Origin of the sequence: Candidatus Accumulibacter contiguus (assembly GCF_036625285.1) — a bacterium.
Classification (GTDB): domain Bacteria; phylum Pseudomonadota; class Gammaproteobacteria; order Burkholderiales; family Rhodocyclaceae; genus Accumulibacter; species Accumulibacter contiguus.
In genome coordinates, this window is record NZ_JAZKUC010000002.1 from 405,844 (window position 1) to 428,907 (window position 23,064).

The 23,064-nt window shown below is 58.2% G+C and carries 19 protein-coding genes; 11 read left to right on the forward strand and 8 right to left on the reverse strand.

Annotated elements, in window-relative coordinates:
- Nucleotides 1-86: 86 nt before the first annotated feature.
- The 4 genes from V5B59_RS20355 to V5B59_RS26350 all read left to right on the forward strand — a co-directional run bounded on the left by V5B59_RS20355 (nt 87) and on the right by V5B59_RS26350 (nt 2,923).
- Nucleotides 87-1,193: an IS4 family transposase gene (locus V5B59_RS20355; protein ID WP_332352272.1), complete on the forward strand. Its 1,107-nt coding sequence runs from the start codon at nt 87-89 to the stop codon at nt 1,191-1,193.
- An 82-nt stretch (nt 1,194-1,275) separates the two neighbouring features.
- A complete protein-coding gene (locus V5B59_RS20360) occupies nt 1,276-1,698 on the forward strand; it encodes a hypothetical protein (protein WP_034931510.1) in 423 nt (140 codons plus the stop codon).
- Entirely contained in the window at nt 1,695-2,618 is a 924-nt protein-coding gene (locus tag V5B59_RS20365; RefSeq protein ID WP_332351391.1) for a hypothetical protein, read from the forward strand. The genes V5B59_RS20360 and V5B59_RS20365 overlap by 4 nt, the downstream gene beginning before the upstream one ends.
- Nucleotides 2,619-2,686: 68 nt before the next feature.
- A complete protein-coding gene (locus V5B59_RS26350) occupies nt 2,687-2,923 on the forward strand; it encodes an IS4 family transposase (protein WP_246149237.1) in 237 nt (78 codons plus the stop codon).
- Between the two features lie 833 nt (nt 2,924-3,756).
- Here the strand turns inward: V5B59_RS26350 and V5B59_RS20375 are convergent.
- The gene (locus V5B59_RS20375; protein ID WP_332352274.1) at nt 3,757-4,251 is read right to left on the reverse strand and encodes a hypothetical protein; all 495 of its coding nucleotides are present in this window, start codon (nt 4,249-4,251) and stop codon (nt 3,757-3,759) included.
- Nucleotides 4,252-4,580: 329 nt separating this feature from the next.
- Between V5B59_RS20375 and V5B59_RS20380 the strand changes: the two genes are divergently transcribed.
- Nucleotides 4,581-5,768: an IS4 family transposase gene (locus V5B59_RS20380; protein WP_332351557.1), complete on the forward strand. Its 1,188-nt coding sequence runs from the start codon at nt 4,581-4,583 to the stop codon at nt 5,766-5,768.
- A gap of 454 nt (nt 5,769-6,222) precedes the next feature.
- Here the strand turns inward: V5B59_RS20380 and V5B59_RS20385 are convergent, their stop codons facing one another.
- From V5B59_RS20385 to V5B59_RS20395, 3 genes are all read right to left on the reverse strand, one after another.
- The gene (locus V5B59_RS20385; RefSeq protein ID WP_169069078.1) at nt 6,223-6,744 is read right to left on the reverse strand and encodes a hypothetical protein; all 522 of its coding nucleotides are present in this window, start codon (nt 6,742-6,744) and stop codon (nt 6,223-6,225) included.
- Nucleotides 6,745-6,938: 194 nt separating this feature from the next.
- A complete protein-coding gene (locus tag V5B59_RS20390) occupies nt 6,939-7,835 on the reverse strand; it encodes a nucleotidyltransferase domain-containing protein (protein ID WP_169069077.1) in 897 nt (298 codons plus the stop codon).
- Between the two features lie 11 nt (nt 7,836-7,846).
- Nucleotides 7,847-8,776, reverse strand: coding sequence for a patatin-like phospholipase family protein (locus tag V5B59_RS20395; RefSeq protein ID WP_169069076.1), 930 nt, complete (start codon nt 8,774-8,776; stop codon nt 7,847-7,849).
- Nucleotides 8,777-9,184: 408 nt separating this feature from the next.
- On the opposite strand from V5B59_RS20395, the gene V5B59_RS20400 reads away from it, so the two are divergent.
- Nucleotides 9,185-10,420 (forward strand): IS110 family transposase, encoded by a 1,236-nt coding sequence (locus V5B59_RS20400; RefSeq protein WP_169069075.1) that lies wholly within the window; start codon nt 9,185-9,187, stop codon nt 10,418-10,420.
- A gap of 216 nt (nt 10,421-10,636) precedes the next feature.
- On the opposite strand, the gene V5B59_RS20405 is transcribed toward V5B59_RS20400, so the two are convergent.
- On the reverse strand, nt 10,637-11,005 hold the full coding sequence (locus V5B59_RS20405; protein WP_332352275.1) for a hypothetical protein: 369 nt from the start codon (nt 11,003-11,005) through the stop codon (nt 10,637-10,639).
- A 627-nt stretch (nt 11,006-11,632) separates the two neighbouring features.
- Here V5B59_RS20405 and V5B59_RS20410 point away from each other — a divergent pair.
- From V5B59_RS20410 to V5B59_RS20430, 5 genes are all read left to right on the forward strand, one after another.
- A complete protein-coding gene (locus V5B59_RS20410; protein ID WP_308240027.1) occupies nt 11,633-12,571 on the forward strand; it encodes an integron integrase in 939 nt (312 codons plus the stop codon).
- A gap of 348 nt (nt 12,572-12,919) precedes the next feature.
- Nucleotides 12,920-13,651, forward strand: coding sequence for a UPF0149 family protein (locus V5B59_RS20415; RefSeq protein ID WP_248594621.1), 732 nt, complete (start codon nt 12,920-12,922; stop codon nt 13,649-13,651).
- A gap of 59 nt (nt 13,652-13,710) precedes the next feature.
- Nucleotides 13,711-14,442 (forward strand): hypothetical protein, encoded by a 732-nt coding sequence (locus V5B59_RS20420; RefSeq protein ID WP_169069073.1) that lies wholly within the window; start codon nt 13,711-13,713, stop codon nt 14,440-14,442.
- Nucleotides 14,443-14,444: 2 nt separating this feature from the next.
- Nucleotides 14,445-15,074 carry a phosphatase PAP2-related protein gene (locus V5B59_RS20425; protein WP_169069072.1) on the forward strand — a complete coding sequence of 210 codons (630 nt, stop codon included), beginning with the start codon at nt 14,445-14,447 and terminating at the stop codon, nt 15,072-15,074.
- 4 nt (nt 15,075-15,078) lie between these two features.
- A complete protein-coding gene (locus V5B59_RS20430; protein WP_248594620.1) occupies nt 15,079-16,173 on the forward strand; it encodes an acyltransferase family protein in 1,095 nt (364 codons plus the stop codon).
- A gap of 3 nt (nt 16,174-16,176) precedes the next feature.
- Here V5B59_RS20430 and V5B59_RS20435 read toward each other — a convergent pair whose 3' ends face one another.
- The 3 genes from V5B59_RS20435 to V5B59_RS20445 form a co-directional block, all read right to left on the reverse strand.
- Nucleotides 16,177-18,537: an SEC-C metal-binding domain-containing protein gene (locus V5B59_RS20435; RefSeq protein ID WP_248594619.1), complete on the reverse strand. Its 2,361-nt coding sequence runs from the start codon at nt 18,535-18,537 to the stop codon at nt 16,177-16,179.
- 88 nt (nt 18,538-18,625) lie between these two features.
- Nucleotides 18,626-20,827 carry an EAL domain-containing response regulator gene (locus tag V5B59_RS20440; protein ID WP_169069070.1) on the reverse strand — a complete coding sequence of 734 codons (2,202 nt, stop codon included), beginning with the start codon at nt 20,825-20,827 and terminating at the stop codon, nt 18,626-18,628.
- Entirely contained in the window at nt 20,824-23,043 is a 2,220-nt protein-coding gene (locus tag V5B59_RS20445; protein ID WP_169069069.1) for an HDOD domain-containing protein, read from the reverse strand. Before V5B59_RS20445 ends, V5B59_RS20440 begins: the two co-directional genes overlap by 4 nt.
- Nucleotides 23,044-23,064 lie beyond the last annotated feature (21 nt).

The window sequence follows — 23,064 nt, forward strand, 5'->3', positions numbered from 1 at the left end:
CCGCTTACCCACCCCATATATGCAAACGGCAACAGTTTTCAAGCTGTTGTTAAAACGTATATTTCGTAATCTTGCGGAGGTATGGCATGGGTTGGGCAGCGGAGGAGTTCAAGGATCTGGATTTGGGGGATGCGCGGCGGACGCGGCGCTTGATCAAGCTGGTGGATGATCTGTCGGCACAACCGACCGGAAGCATCCCGGTGGCTTGCGGGGGTTGGGCGGAAACCAAAGCGGCCTACCGGCTGCTGGACAATCCCGCGACGGACTGGCGTGAAATCCTGGAGGTTCATACCCAGCAAACGATAAAGCGGATGCAGGGCCAGCCGGTTGTCTTGTGTGTTCAGGATACCACCGAAGCGGATTTTACCTCGCAGCCGGGGATTGCCGGGCTGGGACGGTTGAGCTACGACGCCCAGCATGGGATGTTTGCGCATCCGACCCTGGCGATGACGCCGAGCGGGTTGGTGTTGGGCGCGACCGACTGCTGGATGTGGGCGCGAAAGCCAAAAGGTCAGCCCGACATCAAGGAAAGTATCCGCTGGGTGGAAGGCTATACCATCGTGGCCGATCTGGCCGAGACCGTGCCTGGTAGCCGGCTGGTATACATAACGGATAGGGAAGGCGACATTCGAGCGGTGATGAACACGGCCGCCGAGCGGGACTATCCGGCGGACTACCTGATCCGGTCCAAGCATAACCGCAAGACGAGCATGGGCGACAAGCTGTGGGACCGTGTGGGCGGTGGCGAAGCGGAAGGAGAACTGGAATTCACCATGCCCGCAGCGCCAGACCGCCCGGCCCGACTGGTGCGGCAAACGCTTTACCGGGAGCGGGTCACCTTGCCCGTACGCAAGGGTGCGCCGGTCGTGACCGTGACCGCGATCCTGGCGCGAGAAGAAAACCCGCCGGTTGGGGAGGAGCCCATTGAATGGAAATTGCTGACCAATCGGACGGCGGAAACGCTCGAAGACATCGTACAACTCATTGATTGGTATCGCCGCCGCTGGCTGATAGAAATTCTTTTCCGCATTTGGAAATCAGGCTGCAAGATAGAATCCCTGCAGTTGGGCAGCATGGAGCGACTGGAACGCGCCTTGGTCATTTACCTGATTATCGCCTGGCGCATCCTGTCCTTGGTTACCTGGGGCCGGGACTGGGGTGCGAACGAAAGTGTTGGGCGAGTCCCGCTCTGATAATTGTCAGCGACGTGAGCAAACGTAAGGAAATTAGCGGAGAGTTGCGATAGAGTAGGGAACCCATCCACGGAGAGAAGCCATGCCTAAGATTTCCCACATCGAACCTTGCGATTCCAGAGACTTGGTGGCCCGTTTGGAGGCTAATCCAAAGATACTGGCGAAAGTGCTAGAGATGCTGGAGTTGGTGGAGAACGCCGAAGGGGATCTGCGTCGGGCCGATGAAGCCGAGCGCCGCGTGATAGAAATTCTCCGCGGGACGGGCCAGGAGATTCTGACGGGATGGGCCGAGCAGGTTGCTGAGGCGGTGACAGCCGAGGTGCGGGCCGCTGAGCCGGTCGTGGTACACGCGAAAAAAAAGTTCTCTGGTATACGACATACGGCTCGGTCATGGTGGAGGAGGAATGCTTTCTCCACAAAGAAACAAACCGGCTGCTTCGTCCTTTTTCAGAAGCTGCCGGTGTCCGTTGCCGGAGCCATTCTCTGCCACTGGAGCGCGCCGTGACGGACTTGGGCGCCGACCTTCCCTTTGGACAGGTTGCGGCAAAAATCAAGGAGCACTACGGTGTTGACTTGGCGGTCAGTGCGCCCCGGACGCTCACCGAACGGGTGGCCTGTGAATTAACGGAGGCAGATTGCCTGCCGGTGGCGGGCCCATCGAACACCGCGAAGAGGCTGATTGTGGAGACGGACGGCGGAATGGTGCCCCTTGTCGAGACCGTGGAGGGCGCTGCGGACGCCCGCAAGGGGAAGCGCACGCACTGGCGAGAAGCGAAGGTCTGTATCGCACAGCGGCAGGGCGAGGCCGTTCCCAAGGCCGGCGTGACGATGGAGGGTCCCCGGGAAGCGGGGGCCATCCTGAAGCGGCTGGTCGATGCGCTGGGATTTGGCCCCAAGACCCAGGTTCACTGTGTTGGCGACGGGGCGGCTTGGATAAGCAGCCAAATCGAGGAACTGTTCGGTACTCAGGGGACCTTCCTGGTCGACTTGTTCCACGTCTGCGAATATCTGACCCCAGCCAGCAAGGTCTGCGCGCCGGATTCTGCCCAGGATTGGGTGGCCTCCCAGAAGGCGCGATTCCTGCTGGGACAGGCCCGCGAGGTGGTTGCAGAGATGAAACTGCACCTCGAACCTGCATCGGTCGATGACCCGCAGGCTCCGGTGCGCGTCGCCTGGCGCTATTTCTCCAACCGACTCGACCAGTTGGACTACCCCCGCGCACTTGCGCTGAATCTGCCCGTCGGCTCTGGCGAGGTCGAGAGTTCTCATCGCTACCTCGTGCAGGCCCGCCTCAAGCGCCCAGGGGCTTGGTGGCGTGCGGACATGGCTCAAGCCATGATCAACCTGCGTGTCATGCGACATAACCAGCTGTGGGAAACCTATTGGGAAAAGCGCTGGGCGGAGCCTCTACGCAGAGCGGCTTAAAACCGAGACTCCCCGTCCAACACTTTCGTTCGCACCCCCGGGACTGCCCCGATTTGCCCTGTGACGTGGTGTTTGATATCGAGGAATGGCAAGCCGCCTGGATCGTCGCCCATCGCTCACCACCGCCGGATGCTCCCCCGCCCCTGGGTCAGATGGTGCGGCTGATTGCCGGCTTTGGCGGCTTTCTCGGGCGAAAACACGACGGGCATCCCGGCCCCAAGGCGATCTGGGAAGGGATGCAGAAGGTCAGGGCATTTGCCATTGCCCTGGAGGCTGGCCGTGCCGCCTATTTCAATGACGGATGAGTTGTGGGTAATCGGGTGCGTATCGAGGCTTGTTCGCACAGGATCATTGATCTGGGCATCGTCCGCGCGGTCGCTATATTCGAAATACTTCTTAGAGCCAGACCCCAGTACAACAATCTCGTCTACGCCCATATCTGGACCACCCGGCGTAACATAAATTGAGTGTTCAAACACCTTGTCAGCGCCCCGGTTGGCAACCCAGTCATCTAAGGTTTTCCCTGTTATCCCTAAGACCATATCGAAAATTCCAAATACCACGTCTCTGAGCCCCTTTGTAAATACATCACCAGGCGAGTAACCTGCCTGCTCAAAGCTCTCGATATCTGTATTTCTTACTCTTCTTAGCGCTTTGACCAGCTTTTTCGTATCTACTTCGTATCCTTTAATAACTACTTGGTAGAAACCATCTACCGTTTCAGTGAAGAAAACTGGCTTTTGCACTACAACTGGTTGATATGCCGACATATGCTCGGCGATATCGGTGATTTTGCTATACCTCAGAAATTGGCCATTCCTATATATTTTGGCGTACAGCAATAATTCACGATTTCCGAAATACTTATAACCATTTTTTATTGCGTTACTTTCCTGCAATTCTGCGAAGTAAGCGCTTCGAACGGATAAACGCACCAACGTTCCTTCCTTTGCCTGTATTGCGCTTGTTGGGTGCCGGCTCAACCGGCGCGAAGAATCGTTAGGACTACATGCTGAATCTCGTTGCGCAGAATATTTGAATGTAAATGATGGCGCAATTGTGCTAGCACATCCGCTCAATCCGACTGCCACGAGTCCTACAATTAGCACTCTCTTCATTACTTGCTCCTTGCTGTCGTTTATGCCGGCCTTTGGCCAGCTTTTGCCTGGGCAACAGTAACGTCGGTTGGTTGGATATGCGTCGGGTCCCAGCCGATCTTGACATGGGCATCCCAATCTTGTGAAGCAATCGCAACATCAATGCCTCCAATGAGCTTCTTGGGCACACCCCAACGTATGCCGGTAATGAGCCCTGCTGCCTCCGCCGCCGCCGCCAACTGCAAGAGGTAATTTTTGCTTGGGCTCAAAGGCGAGTCGTCATCAAGCAAGTCAACTGCAAGGGCTTCTGGAGTGCCGTCTGACGCTGTGACATTATGGAAGCCAAACAAGATTTTTGCATGACCGTTTTTGACAGCTATCGCTTGATCGGCTAGAGATCGCCATGCATCTTGAATACGAGGGCGAAGCTTCTTGGTCTCAAGCGCATCGATTACCTTCTCGACACGTACGCGAAAAGTGGGATAAAGCTCCAAAAGACGAGAGCTGTTTCTCTTCTTACGATCTGCTTCTTTCATGTCTTGCTCCTCGACGGTTAGACCCAACGCCAAAGCTCAGCCCTGTTGGGCATTAGTTTGCAATGAAGCCTTTCTGTGTGGTGCTATATGAGTAGTATCTTCTGGTTCATGGTTTTTCCCAGGTTAGACTCCAATGCTCTCAACGTAACGCGCCATTGTCATAATTTGATCAACGGTCAGATACCCGGTTGCACGTCGGGCAGGCTCCTGGCAAAATGCCTATCCCCTTGATACCCAGGTAAGATTTTATATGCCAAGATCTTTATGTCAATGTCGTTGACTCGTTCTCTAACTTCCTTTTTTCTCAAGCTTTTTTCATTCAGTCGCGTTTGACGGAGAAGGCTTTCTCCCGAACAGGCATCCTCAGTTTTCCCCGCCTGATCGCCTGCCTGCTCGGTGGGTACACGTCCAAAGTGCAGTCTGAACTGGACGCCTTCTTCGCCAACCTGGCGAACCGCGCCGACCTGGCACGAGAAGTCTCGGCGCAGGCCTTTGCCAAAGCCCGGAAGCAGGTGTCGGCCGCCGCCTTCTCGCTTCTCAACGATCATTTCCTCACCCTGGTCGATGCGCAGTTCGGCTTTCCTCTCTGGCACGGGCTGCGCGTCGTCGCCGGCGATGCCACGGACTTGCACCTGACCCTGTTCGGCAAGACCCGTGACGGCAAGCGCTCCGTCCGCCACAAGATCGAGGCCAAAGGCTTCGCGCTCTATCTGCCCGGGATCGAAATGACCCTGGCCGCCAGGCTCTACTCCACCGACGTCGGCGAGCGCCAGATGCTCTTCGAACACCTCGACAAACTCCGCCACAATGACCTCCTCGTGCTCGACCGCGGTTACCCAGCCTACTGGCTCTTCGCCGCCTTGTGGCAGCGAAAACTCCATTTCTGCATGCGGGTCGACAGCCTCAATTTCAACGTCATCAAGACATTCCGCCGATCCGGCCTGCTTGAGCAAATCGTCACCCTGCCAGCCCCCTGCAAACAGGACGCGCTCGATTACGAAATTGCCCGCACTCCTTGCCAGGTTCGACTCATTCGCCAGGTGTTCGGCCACAAGGTGCGCGTTCTCGTGACCTCGCTCCTCGATCTGGATGCCTACCCCGCCGCCGCCTTCGGGGCGCTCTATCACTCCCGCTGGAGAATTGAGGAAGCCTTCAAACGGCTCAAGCACCGTCTGGCCCTCGAACACCTGTCGGGCATGTCCTGGCTGGCCGCACAACAAGACTTCGGCGCAAAAATCCTCTGCGACAACCTCAATGCCCTGGCCGTCCATGCTGCCAGTGAATCCCTCGATCCCAATACCCGCGCACGCTACTTCATCAACCGCGGCGACACCTTCTCTCGCATCAAGCGCACCCTCGGACGCTGGCTCCTCCAGGGCATCAATGCTCTCGACAATGTCGCCTCCGTCTTCGACGAACTCATCAAGAACCTCGTCCAGATAAAACCAAACAGGTCATCTCCCAGAAATTTCACCAAAAAACCACATTTATCACATGCTTACAAAAACGGGGTATGACTATGTTCTGATAGGTTGAGAGCATTGGGTTAGACTCCACTACCGCAGAACGTTTGAATTTACCGGCGCCGGGACGAGGCGTTGCCGAAGAGCCCAAGCCGCTGCACCGGCGTCCGGTGGAATGAGAAGTTGGACGGGGAACCAGCAATAACCCCCCGCTCGTGTGGCAAGCCGACGCGGCCACGGACCGGCCCGACCAAAGACACCACGCCGCCAGCGCGCCGACCGAAAGCGCTCCCCTTGGCCCCCCCGGCCCAGGCGGCCCTGGTTCGGGCGGGCACGCTACCGCAGGCAAGCGCCACGGTGACCCGTGCTTGGCCCGAAGAACCGAGGACGGCGGCCAAGCACACGACGAATACTTGGTGGCGCCAACGCCCAACGTAGAGCTAACCGGCGCTGCGCGGCTTTATCGCGCAGCGTCCAGCGACCAAAGGGAGCGAGGTTGAGCGCCGGGTTAGCCATGCTGCAAGACGTATAACCCACTTTGTGTAGCCCACTCTGATATGGCACCCATAGCCGTTGGCTTTGTAAAGAAGAAATGGTTTGTATCATCCCAGCTTTCATAGAAGACGCAATCCAACTCGGGCAGTGCCACATAAAACTGACGATGCCCAAGCATCCGACCGCCGCGGGGCGAGCAATAGTTAGCAAGCGCTGAAGCCGACGTAAACTCTCGGAACACCAAGCGATCTTTTTGACGCCGCCGAAAAACAAAAGAGAATACGGTAGTGCTGGCGACAAGCAGGGCACAAAACTTGGCATGTAGCGCATCTCGACGAGCCTGCTCGGCCGGTGAAATATTTTCAAGCAAATCACAGGCTTCTTCGCGGGAGAGCCAATGATCGAAGACAGTAACCGACAAAACTTGAACTCTTTTTGGCCGCTCGCCTTCATGTACTTCTTTCAGCCAAGGGTACTGAAGCCGCAACTCGGATTGACGGCTCGCAGGTAGATTAAGAAGGCGGCGCTTGTTCATGGCTAACGTTCGAGTTAACCGGCCCGCGGAGGCAGGCACCGTAAGGCCGGGCTGAGATGATGCACCATGTGCCTCAGCCCGGCCTTGCGGTGCCTGCCGTAGCGGGTCCGGTTGAACGAGGGGTTAGGCATCAGCTTACGCACCGACGAGCGGTTGGATTCTTGTGCGGGGCGCGCTGGCGGCGCAAGCTGGGCTCATGTGCCCCACTCGTTCCAGTACTTCTTTACCGCCGCAATATAGGTTTCAAAGTCGGCCGGCTTCCAGCAGTTTCCACCGCCTTCCCGGATCAGCCAGTAGAGGTCGTTCGCGCACGCGAGCTGCGTCTTGTCGGAGTCGTTCACCCAATTGAAGGTGTCGACGAACGAGTCCTCAAAGCTAGTCCCGAACTTGCCGTTCGGGACATTCCACAGCATCCCTTCAATGAAGTAGGAGGGCGCGACGCCTTCCGCAAGGTAACCATCTTCGACCATGCGGTTCCGTATGTTCTTGTAAACGCGCACCATCTTCTTGAACCACTCGTTCGAAGCCTGATGCTTTGCGGTGCAGTTGTCGCGATGCTGCTCGGGAAAATTCGTAACGCGTGTTTTGTCGGGTAGAAAGAAGCAAATTCCCTCGTCGTACTGGTCGTCGGTGCCAGTGCTTCCATTCCGGTAGCGGCGCAATTTTGCGCAAACGAGAACGTCGGAATCGCGACGACCATTGTTGCCACTAATGAAGATTGCCTTCTTGCCCGGCTTCACGTCGGAACCGAACTGTTTCGTGAGCCAGTCAACCACTTGCGCGCGGAACTCATGAAAACCGTATTGCACGTTGGGATAAGCGACGTCGAAGCTGCTCTTTGCACCCTCTTCCAACTGCGACAGGTCAGAATAGAAAGTCTGGTTCAGACGGATGATGATATCGACATCGCTGTCCTTCCAAACGTTCGTGTTGTTCCCGTACGAACCTTGAAGAAAAATCGAGTAGTCCTTCGCGTAGTACGGAGATGCGCTGTCATTCAGTGCCTTCTTGATCGTTTCGTACGTGGTCGCCGACTGCATGATTGAACCCTGCGCGGACCACGTCTTGAGTTGTGACTCTGGGATTGCCATTGACTGCTCCCTCAGCAAAGGAACGCTTTGAGCTTTTCTTCGTGCTCGGCGTACGAGTGAACACCGCGCTGCGTAAGGACGTTTAGCTTTTTGAGGTCATGTTCGAACAAGTCGGTCGCCATGGCCGGCTCCGAAAATGACTGATTAATACGAACGGTTTGAATGTGCTTGTACAGAATTGTCCGGAGTTGCTCCATCGACTGAACGTTTATCTCAAGTGTCTTCTGTAGCAGTTGAACACCGGGGGTTCTCTGCTTCCAGTAGTCCAATGTGAACTTGCTGAGGGGCCTCGGCGGATAGTTGCCGCACCCGAGGCTGACTACGCGAATATCGTCCGAGGGAACCTGCATCGAGATCGTCGCATCCGCTATCGCGTAGAGCGTCGGGTTGTTAGCGCAGAAGCCGCCGTCAATGAGTTCGATGTTGTCGCCGTTCGACGTGGTGACGGCCTTACGGTTGAAGTAGGGATAGGCGGAACAAGATGCCTGGACAGCTTCTCCCACCTTCACTCCAAAGCCAGGAACAAAGGAACCTTGCCTGCCGTGCGCCTGAGCAATGTTCCCCTTGAATATCATGGGTTGCTCAAGCACCCACTTAGTCGTCACCACACCTACGTTAGTCTTCACGTCGGTGAACATCGCGTCCTTGAAGATGGCCTTCGACAGGTTCGCGAGAGCCCCAGACCGCCCGTCTGCGTTTTTATGCTGCATTACGGTGGGGACGTGTTCCTGGTAGAGCGCGATGATCTCGTGAACTGACTTCCCCAACGCCAACATCGAGGCGATGATGGACCCGGTACTGGTACCAAAGATGAGATCGAACCGCTCATGAAGCGGACACCGGATTAGCGCCTCAATCTCCCGCAGAATGCCAAGCGTGTAGAAGCCTTTGGCACCTCCGCCATCGAGACATAGCACCCGAAATAGATTCTCCCTCGACATGCGCCTCTCCCTGGTTCGTGTGTAGGCGTCGAGAGGAATTATCCAACCTGACGCTTCAGCGCGCTGGGGTCACAAATCGCGCCCAGGAGCACATGTCATTACTGCTGCGTCGCGGGGCGCGTTTCTGATGCCTAACCCATCATGATTGACGATTGACTCGCCCCTGACGATGAAAGCAAGGTCAAGAAGTGAGAAGATCTCGTGTGGAAGAAGGCGGTGCAGAGGTCGAAGTACGAATGGCGGCTACACCCCGATGCCTAACCGGACCCACCTGGGCTGGCTCGCACCCCCGATTGTACCGCTTGGATGTTGACCAGCAGGACGCACGGTAAAGAGACCCTTTGAGGATCATCCAGCCCGCCGCGCCGACTTCTCCCAAGGTCATTTTTTACCACGGGAGATGAATTTATGGAAGGACTATCCCCTTTACATCGGAGAGTTGCCGGTATCGATGTGCATCGCATGCTGCATGTCGTGACGGTGCTGATTGAAGAAGACGATGGCACGATCAGCAAGCATCAGCGAGAGTTTGGTGGCTTCAAGCGCGACATGAAGGCGATGTCGGCCTGGCTGCAAGAGCTGGGTGTGGAGTTGGTGGTGATGGAGAGCACGGGCATTTACTGGAAGAGTGCGCATGCGCATATCGAACGGGTGGGCATTCCTGCGTTGGTCGTGAATGCGCATTTCATCAAGTATGTGCCGGGCCGCAAGACCGACATGGGTGATTCGGAATGGCTGGCTGTGCTGGCGCGGTTTGGGCTGGTGCGGGGCAGTTTCATTCCGCCGAAAGACTTGCGTGAATTGCGCCTCCTCTCGCGCTATCGCCGCAGAGTTTCGCAGATGCTCGCGAGCGAAACCAATCGGATGCACAAAGTGCTTGAGGATGGCGGGATCAAATTGGGTGCGGTCGTATCCGATATCAAAGGGGTTTCCGCACGCGAGATGGTGGCTGGGCTGATTGAAGGCAAACCGCTTGGCGAGATGCTCGCCATGGCGCGTGGCAGCCTGAAGAACAAACGCGACGACCTGGCCGCATCGCTCGATGGCGATCTCTCGCCACGCCACCTGTTCGTCCTGCGCCAGTTGCATGAGCACGTGACCGCATTGGAACGACAACTCGCCCAAATTGATGCCGAATTGTTTCAGGCGATGACGCCTTACCACTGGGCCTGGGTACTCCTGCAGACGATTCCCGGCATGGATGCCATCGCCAGCGCCATGATCCTGATTGAGATCGGCGACGACATGTCGCGTTTTGGCGATGCCGACAGACTGGCCTCATGGGCCGCCCTGTGTCCTGGCAACCATGAATCGGCGGGCAAGCGAAAATCAGGAAAAACGCGAAAAGGAAACGCCATTGTTCGTTCCCTCTTGTGTGAGTGCGCGAATGCAGCGCGAAGGACGAAAAGTAGTTTGGCCTCCAAATACCGCAATCTGAAAGTTCGCAAGAGCCACAACAAGTGCATTGTTGCTATCGCACATAAACTGATTCGCATTATCTATTTCATGCTGTCGCGGCGCGAGCCTTATCGTGATCCAGGGGTGAATTACGAGGCCATGTCCGCTCAAAAGAACGCTCCACGCTGGATCAAGGCTCTCAAAAATATCGGCAAGTTGCCAGAAGCAACCGCTGCCTCCGCCTGACCAGCCATCGCTTGACTTGACTATCCTGCTGACAGCGGGAGGCCTTTGTTCGTCTTTGTTCCCCGGGCTTTCACGGTAACGTTTGAGCTAACCGGACCGTTGCGGTATGTGGCTAAAGGCCCAGAATGAAATGGCGGGCCTTTAGCCGCATGCCGCAATGGGTCCGGTTGAGCGAATTGTTAGGCGTCAGTTGGGCCATGTTGGCATTGCGTGAGGCTAACCCTCGCGTTTGACCTCACCGTTTTGTGAGACCCAGAACACATGACACCCTAGTAAGCCGAGCGTGGCCTTCGTTCGCTTCACGAGGTTCTCATAGGTGGTGAAGCCAGCGGGGAAGCCAACGGCGAGACGCGCTTTGTCATTTTCCGCGCGGTATAGCGCCAGATCCAGGAGTGCCCCTGCAAACCAGTGCCTCGCTTGTGTGTTCGCACTACTCTCGGGGAAGCCTTTGACGGAAACCCACAGGGTCGCGCCATCTCTTTCGATCGCCACGATGTCCTTGCCTTGCTCCCGAGTCGCAGTGTCTGCTTGCGACTGAACCGAGGCGCCGGATGCCTTTAGAAACTTGACTATTTCGGATTGCACGTGACCTTCCCAGTACCACGGGCGGTTGACAGAAACGTTAACGAGTGGGCCAGGTCTCTTGACGTCGAAGTGCAGCCCGGACTCTGCGACTTGGGCGCGCGGTCTCTGGTTGTCTGGCTTTAGGAGGCGGCCGTTCGTGATCTTCATCCGATTGCACGCCTCACAACTCTCAGTGAGCCGTGTCAGTACTCCTTCTTGACGTAGTGCGCTGCACGCCTGAGAGACGGACTGCCGCGGCTTGACACCAGCCACGTCGGAGAGACAGTCGTCGCACAGCCTGCGGCCAGTGGCAAGTGCGGCAAGAATTCGGTCCTCGCGGGTCATGGTGGTGGAGTTTCTGACGCCTAACGTATAGTGAACACCTATTTCGGTGCAATCTACTTTTTCGCGAGGTGTGTTCGCAGGGTGTAGTTCCAGACGCCTCAAGGTGTATACCGAGACACATTGATGTGTATACTGCGAACTCGTGAGAACAATGCTCAGATTCATAACGAATTGTTGCCCGTGAACACACCAGGAAACACACCGGGAAACACCCCAGGACCGCCGAGAGAGACACCTTCCGGTCCGGAAAACACGCCTGCCGAAACCGGAAACTCCCCCTCCGAACCCAAGCTTCTCGACCAAGTGCGTGATCAGATCCGCCTGCGCCACTACAGCATACGCACTGAAGCACAATATGTCCACTGGGTCAAGAGGTATATTCTCTTTCACCACAAGCGCCATCCCCGTGAGATGGGCGCGACTGAGGTGGAGGCGTTCCTGACCCATCTTGCCGTCGACGAGCATGTGGCATCGGCGACGCAAAACCAGGCCTTGTCGGCGCTGTTGTTCCTTTACCGCAAGGTATTGGGCGTCGAGCTTCCGTGGCTCGATGATGTGGTGCGAGCCAAGCAATCGCAGCGCCTGCCGGTGGTGCTGACACGTCTCGAAGTGCAGCGGGTGCTGGAGCGGATGGACGGGGTCCATGGCTTGCTCGCCCGCCTGCTTTACGGCACAGGGATGCGCCTGATGGAGGTGATCCGCTTGCGCGTGAAGGATCTGTATTTCGAGCAGGGCGAGATTCTGATTCGTGAGGGCAAGGGGGCCAAAGATCGTGTCACGATGCTGCCGGATTCGTTGGTGGCGGATCTACGCGCTCACCTGCTGCGACGAAGGCAAGTCTTCGACGACGATCTGCGGATGGGCAAAGCGACCGTTTACTTGCCGGATGCACTGGAGCGCAAGTACCCCGCGGCGAATACGAGCTGGGGGTGGCAATATGTTTTTGCCTCGGGCAGTTACTCGGTCGACCCGCGTAGCGGCGTGGAGCAGCGTCATCATCTCGATGAGAAGCTGCTGCAACGGGCGATGAAGAAGGCAGTGACGGCAGCGGGGATCGCCAAGCCGGCGACTCCGCACACGCTTCGCCATTCCTTCGCCACCCATCTGCTGGAAAGTGGATACGATATTCGCACGGTGCAGGAACTGCTGGGCCATGCGGATGTCGCGACGACGATGATCTACACGCATGTGCTCAAGCGGGGTGGGCGAGGTGTTCGCAGCCCGCTCGATGCGCTCGGGTAGCAAGGCGCACCGCTGTATCATGCGCGAATCGGCCGGATCAACCCGAAACTTTCCACCCGGCATGCTCGGCAACAGCCCGAATGACTGACGAAGGAACGTTTATTGTCATCGTTTATGCAAGGTAACGATGAGAGGTAGGCGAACCGAAAGCCAAGCATGTCACCATCCGCAAAGCCAATACCGCCCTCCTTTCGGAAACGCTCGAACGGGTATTTGCGGAGCAGTCCTGAATGCATTTCATACAGCATGGGTCGGATATTCCCGCAGCTCTGTTGCAGGCACGCGAGGAAGCGTTCGAAAATGCGTATGGCTACATCCTCCACTACTACTGAGAGCAGAAAGATAACGATGATGAAACTGAATCAAGGGCTCGATGACGAAGAGCTCGAAGAACTCGACGATTTTCTTGCCGACGAGTCCATCGAGGAGAGGTCGATGGACGTTTCCACTCTGGACGGGTTCCTGACCGCGATCGCCATCGGCCCGCGCGCTGTTTTTGCGTCGGAATGGCTGCCGTGGGTTTGGGACATGAAAGAAGGCAAGGCCAAGGCCCAGTTTGACAATAAGGAGCACGCCAGTCGAATCATGTCGCTCGTCATACGGAACTATAACGGCGTCGTCCATGCATTCCTGGACGATCCGGTATCGTTCGAACCTGTCTTCCGGCGTGGTGCCCAATGGGGTGCAGCCGAGTGGTGTGAGGGCTTCATCCTCGGCTTTCAGTTCGCCGACGAGGCATGGAAGCTGTTGGGCGTTGCGCAACCTGCCTGGTTTACTCCTTTCCTGCGTTTGGGCACCGGCGATGGCATCGCGATGAGCGAGAAGCTTGGCGATGGCGAGAAATGGATGAACGAAATCGTGCCGTCAATCGTGAAAATTCATGCCTACTGGAAGGAGAAGTGTGGCAGCCGGCCTAAAGGAGTGGTCCGGAGCGAGTTTCGCCTTGGCGAGCAGAAGGAGGCCTCACCAAGAGTTCGTGGTGGGCCGAAGATCGGCCGCAACGATCCGTGTCCTTGCGGCAGCGGCAAGAAATACAAGAAGTGCTGCGGAGCGAACGACACTCCGGCAGCGTTGCATTGAGGTGCATGAACTGAACATGCGCCTCTGTCAAACACGGTAATTTATTTCGGTACCCTGTCATGCAAAGACTCCTTGCCCTCATCGGTCCCCTGCCATTCATCGCTCTCGCCATTGTCGCGGCGGGCCTTTCGCTGGGTGTTGCGGTGTGGCTGTTTGGCGAGGTTTTCACGCCGACTCTGGCCACTTTCTCCGCGGGCTGGCGCTATCCCTTGACCGGTCTGGCGCTGGCGGCCAGTTACTTCGCCTACGGCCTGACGCTGCTGCTCGTGGCACCGCTGCTGAATTTCCTGCTCGGCGGGCGGCTGCAGCCCTATCGCGGCTCGGCGGTTTCGTTGACCGCGCTGCGCTGGTATGTACATTGCACGCTGACGCTGGTGGTTCGCTATTCATTCCTGGAATTCGTGACGCCGTCACCTTTCGCACAACTCTACTACCGCTTGATGGGAATGAAGATCGGGCGCAATGTCACCATCAATTCGACCGCCATCGCCGATCCGTCACTGATCGAAATGGCTGACGGGGTGACCATCGGTGGCTCGGCGAGCGTCATGGCGCATTACGCGCAGGGCGGCTACCTGGTGATTGCGCCGGTCAGGCTCGGTGTCGGTGCGACCATCGGCCTGCGCGCCATTGTCATGGGCGGCGTCGAGGTTGGTGAAAGGGCCAAGATCCTGGCCGGATCTTTCGTCCTCCCCAACACCCGCATTCCGGCAGGCGAAACCTGGGCAGGGATTCCCGCCCGGAGCATCGAGCTGGAGCGCGACGCGGCTGCCGGTAACGGCGAGAACTGAGCGTGCTCGCCGACCTGCCTGCCTGGGAAATCATCGCGCTGCGGCTGCTGGCGATCGCCGGCGGTCTGCTCGCCTGGTTCTTCACCCAGCGCCTGATCGGCGCCCGCCATCTCGATGGCACTGGCATTGATGACCATTTGCACCGGCTCACCGCCAAGGGCAACGCCTGGCTGCACGAGCATCCGAGTGCGGCCAGGGCAGCCTTGATCGCCAGCTCGCTGGGGATCGATGCGGTAACCCTGTTCGTCCTCGGCTACGCCGTTCTCGGCCCGAGCTTCAATCCGTTCTGGGGCTTGCTGTGTCTGTTCGTCCTGCGCCAGCTGAGTCAGGCGGTGGTCGCGCTGCCACCGCCGCCGGGGATCATCTGGCGCGATCCGGGTTTTCCCTCGCTCTTCGTCACCTATGCTGTTGGCAACGATTTCTTTTTTTCCGGGCACACCGCACTGGCCGTCTTCGGGGCCATCCAGATGGCCACTCTTGGCATCCCGGCACTGACTTTTTTCGGGGTGTTGCTGGCCCTGCTGCAGATGCTCCTGGTGATCGTGCTGCGCGCGCACTGGACTCTCGACGTGCTGGCGGGACTCTTCGCTGCGTTGATGGTCGGCGCCGTTTTCTGGCGGATTGGAGTCTGACGCCTTGCCGTACGACAGCCCGCGACTGACCCGGAACAACTTCGACCTGCTGCGGCTGTTGTTCGCTGCCACCGTCTGTCTGGTGCACGCGTACGATCTTTCCGGATACCCGCAACTCGCCTGGCTGGGCCATGTTTTGTCACCGGCATCGGCGCTGAAGGGGTTTTTCGTGGTCAGCGGTTTTCTGGTGTTCATGAGCTTTGAACGCTCTTCGTCGCTGGCATCTTACGCGCGCAAGCGCATGCGGCGAATCTACCCGGCCTATTTCACCGTTGTCCTGCTCTGCGCAGTCGGTCTGCCGGCGGTCGGTTCGCAAGGGGTCGGTGGAATTTTCTCTCTGGCCTGGGGCAAGTACGTTCTTGCCAACCTCGTTTTCCTGAATTTCCTGCAGCCCACATTGCCTGGCGTTTTCGAATCCAACCCCATGGCAGCGATTAACGGCGCTCTGTGGACGCTCAAGATCGAGCTGATGTTCTACCTGATGGTGCCTTTCTTCGTCTTCCTTTTCCGGCGATTTTCTCGTCTGCCCGTACTCGTATTGATCTATTGTCTGTCGCTTGCCTATGTCGGCTTGCTGGCAGGGATGGCAGAGCGCACCGGTTCCGGAATCTACCTGGAATTGGCTCGCCAATTGCCGGGGCAGCTCTCGTATTTCATGGCGGGGGCTTTCTTCTATTACTTCCTGCCGCAGTTCGAACGCCGCCGCATCTGGTCTTTGCTTGCCGCAACCCTGGTGCTTGCAGTCAATACGATTTTTCCCTTGCCCTTCCTTGAACCCCTGGCGATCGCCACGGTGGTCGTTTTCTTCGCGTTGTTCCTGTACGTCGGGAACTTCGCAAAGTACGGTGATTTCTCGTATGGCGTCTACATCATCCATTTTCCGGTGATTCAGCTGCTGGTGCACAGCGGCTGGTTTCGTGATCACCCTGGGCGTTTCCTGGCGACCCTGATTCTGCTGACGGGCATTGGTGCCCTGGCCATGTGGCACCTGGTCGAAAAACGTTTCCTGTTGCGCAACAGTCATTACCTCGCCGGCGCATCGCTCTCTGCCGCGGCTGCGACCGAACTCGCGCCCGACCAGGGCACGCCAGTTCGCTAACCATCAGCTCATGCAGCATTTCTTGAATTTCTTGCCGCTACCGCATGGACAGGGTTCGTTTCGGCCGGTCCTGGGCGCCTTGTCGACGAATCCGGGCGCGCCGGTCACGGCGGCGGCAGTCTCCGCAATTCCCAATAGTTGTCGCACATGCCTGAAAAGCAGCGCGAATTCGCCGCGCCTTTCGATGGGCCGTTCGGACATCGTTTGCCAGCGGCGGCTGTCTTTCTGGGCTCCATCGAGCAGGTCGAAGGCATCGTTCAGGTGTCCGGAGTTGAGCAGCAATTCTGCCAGGTCGATGATCGTGTCGAGGGAAAGCGGGTTGATGCTGTGCGCCTTTCTCAGACACGGCAGGGCGGCATTGGGGCGATTGATGCGCCGCAGGAGTTTGCCCAGGAGAAACCATGAGCGCCAGTCTTCCGGATTTCGCCGCACCTTTTCCTGCAGGCTCACGTAGTAACTCGGAAATGTTTTCCTTGAGCCATCCGGTAGTTGCACTCGGTCAAGGATCAGCCGTTGCGGGGCATTGTTCTTGCCGGAGCGAGTAGCAGCCTGGGCCAGAAAGATTTCAGCGATCAGTGCCATTTTCGCTTCGGGTTCGAACTCGAACTCCGGAAACGCGCCACAGCCGAGGCAGGCAATCTCGTCGGCAACCAGCATTTGATCCTTGTCGGTGTCTCCGATCACGACGCCCTTGACATCATAGCTGCGAACCGTGCCACAGGCAGGGCAGCGCAAAGATAGAGACAAGCTGTGGCTCGGTTCCGGAAAAGTTCCACTGTCGAAAATTGCCTTGCGCTCCTGTTGCCGGCTTCGCCGCTGCATGATTTTTGCGCGCAGCTCGTCGAGCTCCGGGCAACTCGCGTCCAGCAGGCGGCATAGACGATAATAGGTTTCGTTGATCAACGACTCATCGTGGGGCAATTCGTGGCGAAGAAGTGCGAGTAGGCGTTGATCCGGCGCGGCCAGCGCGAGCGCGCACCAGAACTCGAGATTTTCGCGGAGCAGCGCGTCTGAATGGTGCAAGGCGAACTCGGTGACTGGCTGGCCACCCACAGTGGTGATCACCGACTCGCCAAAGATTTGTTGTGAGGTATCGAGGGTTTCCCATTGTGCGATCAAGGCGTCGCGTGCACTTTCGCCGATGGCGATCAAGGCCTTCTGGGCTGCTACGCAGACGAAATCGCCATGGTCATCCAGCATGCAGGCCAGCAGCGCCTCGGTGAATTCCGGCCACGCGAGATCGCCCATCGCCCGGGCCAGCGTGACTCCGCCGTAGGTGTCGATGCTGTCCGCGAGTTGACGCGTCATCGCGGGAATGGTCTCTGCCCTGGGGAAACTTCTCAAACGCTCGAGCAGTGGTGCATAGTGGATGTTGGTGTGGACATCGAGCGCCAGCAGGCCGATCACTTCGGCAAGCGGCATGCTCGCCGTGTCGATGTTCTTGCGCTCGCCGGAAGCGGCGACCGCGGCGAGGGCAAGCGCCGCCAGATGCACGGGGTGCTGCCCGTTCTGGCAAGTTTTGCTTTGCTGAATCAAATTCCAGGCCAAGGTCGATTCTGGCGACCGGTCGTAACAGCTTGCCAACAAGCTCAGAGCAGGCGCCAAAGGATCTGCCGACTCCAGCACTTCGTCCATCGCGGCAATCGGCGTGTCGGTAGCGAACAGGCAGGCCAGTTGCTGGAAAGATGTACTGCTGTAAGCCTTACGACGCCAGAAGAACAGGTCGGCATACGAATCGTGGCCGAAGAGGCAAGTGGCTAACGAGTTGACGGCGCCTTGTACCCTGGATTCTGTTCCAGAGAATATTTCGTCAAGCAGACGTGGCAGAGTCTCAAGCTGCTTGAGCATGAGCGCCGCCGCAAAAGCCTCCTCGCGCAGGATCAAACCGCACATCTCATCCTTGCTCCAGGCCAGAGGGATGAGTCTCTCCGCCAGACGGAGCGCAGCGTTCAGCGGCAGCTTGACAAGGCAACTCAGAATGGCGGCTGCTCGCTCAATCGACCATGTCTGGGAGCTTTCCAGGTAGCGAGAGAAGGTTTCGGCGGCCAGTTCCGGTGCTATGCGCGCCAGGATGTGCGCCCCTGAATGGGCCATCGTTGGTGGCCACTCGCTCCAGCGTGCGGCAATGATCGGGGCAAAGGCCGCGAAGCGCTCCTTCGGAAGGTATACGAAGAGGAGTTTGAGGGTATCGAGGTCGTTCCCCTTGATCCAGTATTCGATCGTGGGGTCATGAAACCAGAGTGTTCCTAGGGTATCCCGCAGTTCCGAATGCGCTGGCAGTGCATCGTAATGGCGGAGGGCCCAATCGATCATGATCGGATCGTCGAGCGAAGCTGCGGCATGCGCAAGGTAGGATGCTTGCATGTAGGACTTCTCTCCAGGATGGATGCAAAAGTATCGGCCCCTCCGCCGCTTGCGGAGGAAGGGGTGAGTCGCTGACACGACTTTCACATTAAAGTATCTGCTCTCGGTCGAGTGCCGGGAAGCACCCGCCGGTCAGGAAGCCCTCGAACGCTTCGGCGGCGAGCGGCCGGCTGAACAGGAAACCCTGCATTTCATCGCAGGCCAGGCCGCTGAGCATTTGCCTCTGGGCTTCGGTTTCGACGCCTTCGGCGAGGATGCGCAAGTCGAAGCTGCGGGCGATGCAGGCAATGGCGTGAATGATCGAGGTCGAACTGTGCTTGTCGGGGTTCAGGTCGCGGACGAAGGACTGGTCGATCTTGATGCTGTGGATCGGGAAACGGCGCAGATAGTTGAGCGACGAGTAGCGGGTTCCGAAATCATCGATGGAAACCCGCAGCCCACAGTTGCGCAGTTGTTTCACCATGCTGATGTTTTTCTCGGCATCATTCATCAGCAGGTTCTCGGTAATCTCGATGTCGAGCGCCGCCGCCGGAATGGCGTAGGCATCGAGACGCTGCAGGATTCGCTCGGGCAGGTCGCCACGTTCCAATTCTTTCGGCGAGAGGTTGATCGCCAGTTGCAGGCTGGTGAACCCCCTGCTGCGCCAGGAAGCCAGCTGGCAAAGTGCCCGGTCGACGACCCATTCCCCAAGGGCGACGATCATTCCGGTATCTTCGGCCAGGGGAATGAAGGTGTCCGGCATCATCAGGCCATGCCGTGGGTGGTGCCAGCGGATCAACGCTTCCATCCCGATCGTTCGTCGCTGGCTGAAGCTGATCTGTGGCTGATAATAGAGTTCGAACTGGTCGCCGCTTTCCAGTGCCTGCCGCAGATCGCCCTCCAGCGTGAGGCGCATGCTTTGGCCGCTGTGCATCTCTGGCGCATAATGCAGGTAGCCGTTCTTGCCGCGTCCCTTGATCTGATACATCGCAATATCCGCGTTGCGCAGAAGCATCTCTGGAGTTTTGCCGTTGTCGGGGTAGAGCGCGATGCCGATGCTGACGGTGGTGAAGAAATCCACACCGGCGATCTTGAAGGGTTGCCTGAGTTCGGCCAGCATCTTGGCTGCGATTACCGAGGCATCTTCGCCGTCACCCAGATCGGGCAGCAAAACGGTGAATTCATCGCCCCCCTGGCGCGCCAGGGTGTCTCCCGAGCGCAGGCAACTACGGCTGCGCTGGGCAAAACACTTGAGCAACTCGTCTCCTTCGTGATGGCCATAGGTGTCATTGACCAGCTTGAAGCGGTCGATGTCGATGAACATCACACCCACTCGCTTGTTTTTCCTTTTCGCCTGCTTCAGGGCAACTCCCAGTCGGTCCTTGAACAGGATCCGGTTGGGAAGACCGGTTAGCAGGTCGTGAAAGGCCTGGAAAGCGATCGTTTCCTCGGCCTTCTTGCGGTCGGTGATGTCCCGCGCAACGCCGGAGGTGCCCATGAAATGCCGGCTGGCCGGCTCCTCATTGGTGGCATAGATGCCCTGTGCACTGAGGATGGCGACGATGGTCCGGTTTTCGAAGTGGCGCACCCCCTGGTTTTTCGTCTGCAGCCGGATTTCGACGTTGGTGCTTGCCCGGTCACCGATTCGCCGTTCGTTGAAGGCAAAGCGGGCATGTTCCAGATCGTCCGGATAAACGATCATCGAGTAATGCTTGCCCAGGAGTTCTTCACGGGTGTAACCGAGCAATGCCTGCACACGGCCGTTGACGAAAATGAAGGCACCATCCTTGTCGAGCGTATAGATGATGTCCGGTGACTGTTCCACCAGAAAGCGATGCAAACGTTCGGATTGCTCCAGGCGAACCGTCATCAGGGCGTGTTCCCGTTCGACGCGGCGGCGACGCAGGACGCGGTCTACGGTGTCGATGAGTTCCTGGGGATCGCCATGCTTGCGAATGAATTCAAAGGCGCCGTGGCGCAGGGCACGGATTGCCGAGTCGATTGACTCGTCGCCACTGAAGACGACCACCGCCGTCGGCACATGCTGGTGCAGCATCCATTCCATGATTTCCAGCCCATTGATGTCGGGCAGCATGAGATCGAGGATCAGAACATCGATGTCGCGATGGTCAAGCCGACGAAGGGCTTCGTTGCCGCTGCCGCATTCCTCGATAATGCGTCCCTCGCCAGCCAGCAGGTGACGATAGGCCTCCCGGATCCGCTCCTCGTCGTCGACGATCAGGATATTGCAGGGGGTCTCCTGGATGTCCGGGCTTTGCGGCGAAAAATCAAAATTCGCGATGGCCTTCATGGTTGCTCCTGAGCGGTGTCCGGCGACGGGATGGTCTTCTGCTGTGGCTGGCTTTCGCCGCTGCCCAGGGACGGCGTCCGCTCCGGTATGGGCACCAGCAAGGCGATCATGGTTCCCAAACCTGGCTTGCTGCGGCAGCTCACCAGGATTCCCAGGCGCTGTATCAGTGCGCCGACGATCGACAGCCCGATGCCGCGGTTTCCTGCGCTGCGCACTTCGGCCGGGCGATACAGTACACGCATGGCTTCTTCACTGATGCCAGGCCCGTTGTCTTCGATCTTCAGTTCGGCGAAGTGCTGCCCTTGATGCAGAATGCCGTCGGTCAGCGAGATCTTGCAGCGTTGCCCTCTGGAAAGCGCTTCGGAGACATTTTTCCACAGATTCAGGAGGATCTGTTTGATGCTGTCACGATCACAAGCGATGCGCACGGTCTGCGCCGGCAGGACCGTTTCGACGGTAATGCCGCGCGAATCGAAAAGCACCTCGCGATAGAGCAGCAGCAGTTCGCGCAGCAGCTTGCCGAGGTCAAGCGTGTGCTCATCGGCCTGTGCCTCGGGAGTATCGCTCATGCGCTGCACAATGCTGGCCACCCGTTCGATTTCTTCCGTCAGAATGTTCAGCTCGTGGCGAACATCGGTTGCCTGTGGCAGCTTTGCGCCCAGAATCCTGAGGTAGCTCTTGATGATGCTCAGTGGGTTTCCCGCTTCGTGCACGATGCGTCTGGACTGGCGAGTGAAGCGCGCCACGACCGCGTCCTCGGTCTGTGCGCGGACTTCCTGGGCTGCGCGCCAACTTTCCAGACTGCCGCCGGCAATTCGTCCGAAGTTGGCCAGTCCCGGCAGGCGGCGACCAAGGCGAGCGTACTGGCCAGCACTCAGACCGGCGACGATGACCCCGACCGTTCGTCCGTGCCCGATCATCGGAATGCACAACAGGCCGTTGCTCGAAAAAGCCCGGGCAAACTGCAGGTCCATCAGGGACTTTGCGGGTAAGGGATCACGGTCGTAGGAAGACCGGATCTGCTTGCTGAGTGCCGCTGCTGCCACCAGGCTTCGCTGTGCCTCGGGAAGAATGCTGACCTGACTGAAAACAGCAGCTTGTCCGGCGATGCCCATGCCCGTCAGCCGGCCATCCGGCGGGTCGCACAGCAGGAAAGCGAGGTGATTCAGATCAAACAGGATGCGTGCGGACTCACGCAGGCCGAGAAATACCTCGGCAGCGGTATCGAGCGCGAAGAGATCATCCTGCAGAGGTTGCATCAGAGCCTTGTTGCCGATGATGTGGGCGATCTGGCCATGGGTATCGGGTATGGAGCGGGTGCCCATGCCGAGCACTCGCGGCAGGCCGCCGGCGCTGCTGCACGCCGGGTAGTCCTGGGGCGTAATGCCGATGGCGTCGGCAATCATGCACATTCTCTGCGCTGCCTCAGCACGCATTCCACCCAGTAGACCATCGCCGGTATTGCCGAACATCTGCTCTGCGAGCTTCCCGAATTTCTCGGGTACCTCGTCGTCGCAGGCCAGTGCGTGCGCCAGCCACACCACCTGGATCAGCTGCGTGCCGGTCACGATCTGTTCGGCCGGCAAGTGGTGGAAAAGAATGCCATCGGCAAGCAGTGAATCAAGATGCCACTGATCTGCGAGCCAGCTGCCGATCTCGCCATGGTGAACGCCGAGCTGTTCCGTTTCCATTGCCGACAGCGCACTTTCGTCGGGACACGCGGCGAGGATTTGCAGATAGGGTTCGCCCAGAGCCGAAAGCAGAATGAGTTCTCCGACATCATGCAGCAGTCCAGCCAGATAGGCCTCGTCGGGTCGCTGATAACCGGTTGCTGCCGCCAGGCTGCGGGACAACTCGGCAACCAGCAGCGAGTGGGTCCAGAACGCCGACAGGTCGACCGCCCGCGTGGCTGTCCTTTCGTCAAACAGGCTCTGAACCGACAGGCAGGTCGCGATCGAACGAACCAGGCGGGTGCCGAGCGCCAGCAGGCAACTCTCGATACTGCGCAGGGGATTGCCTCGTCGGAGAGCGGATGAGTTGGCAGCAGTCAGAATCCGGGTGCACAAGCCGGGATCCTGCTCGACCAGCCTGGCGAGTTCGGCCATGGTCGTGCCGTCATCGTCCACCATCTGCAGGAGTCGCAGCAGTATCTGCGGCGGCGATGGCGCGCGTCCCGACTCCATGGCCTGGCGTATCGGTTCCGGCAAACTATACATCGCGATGACGGCAGGGGATCG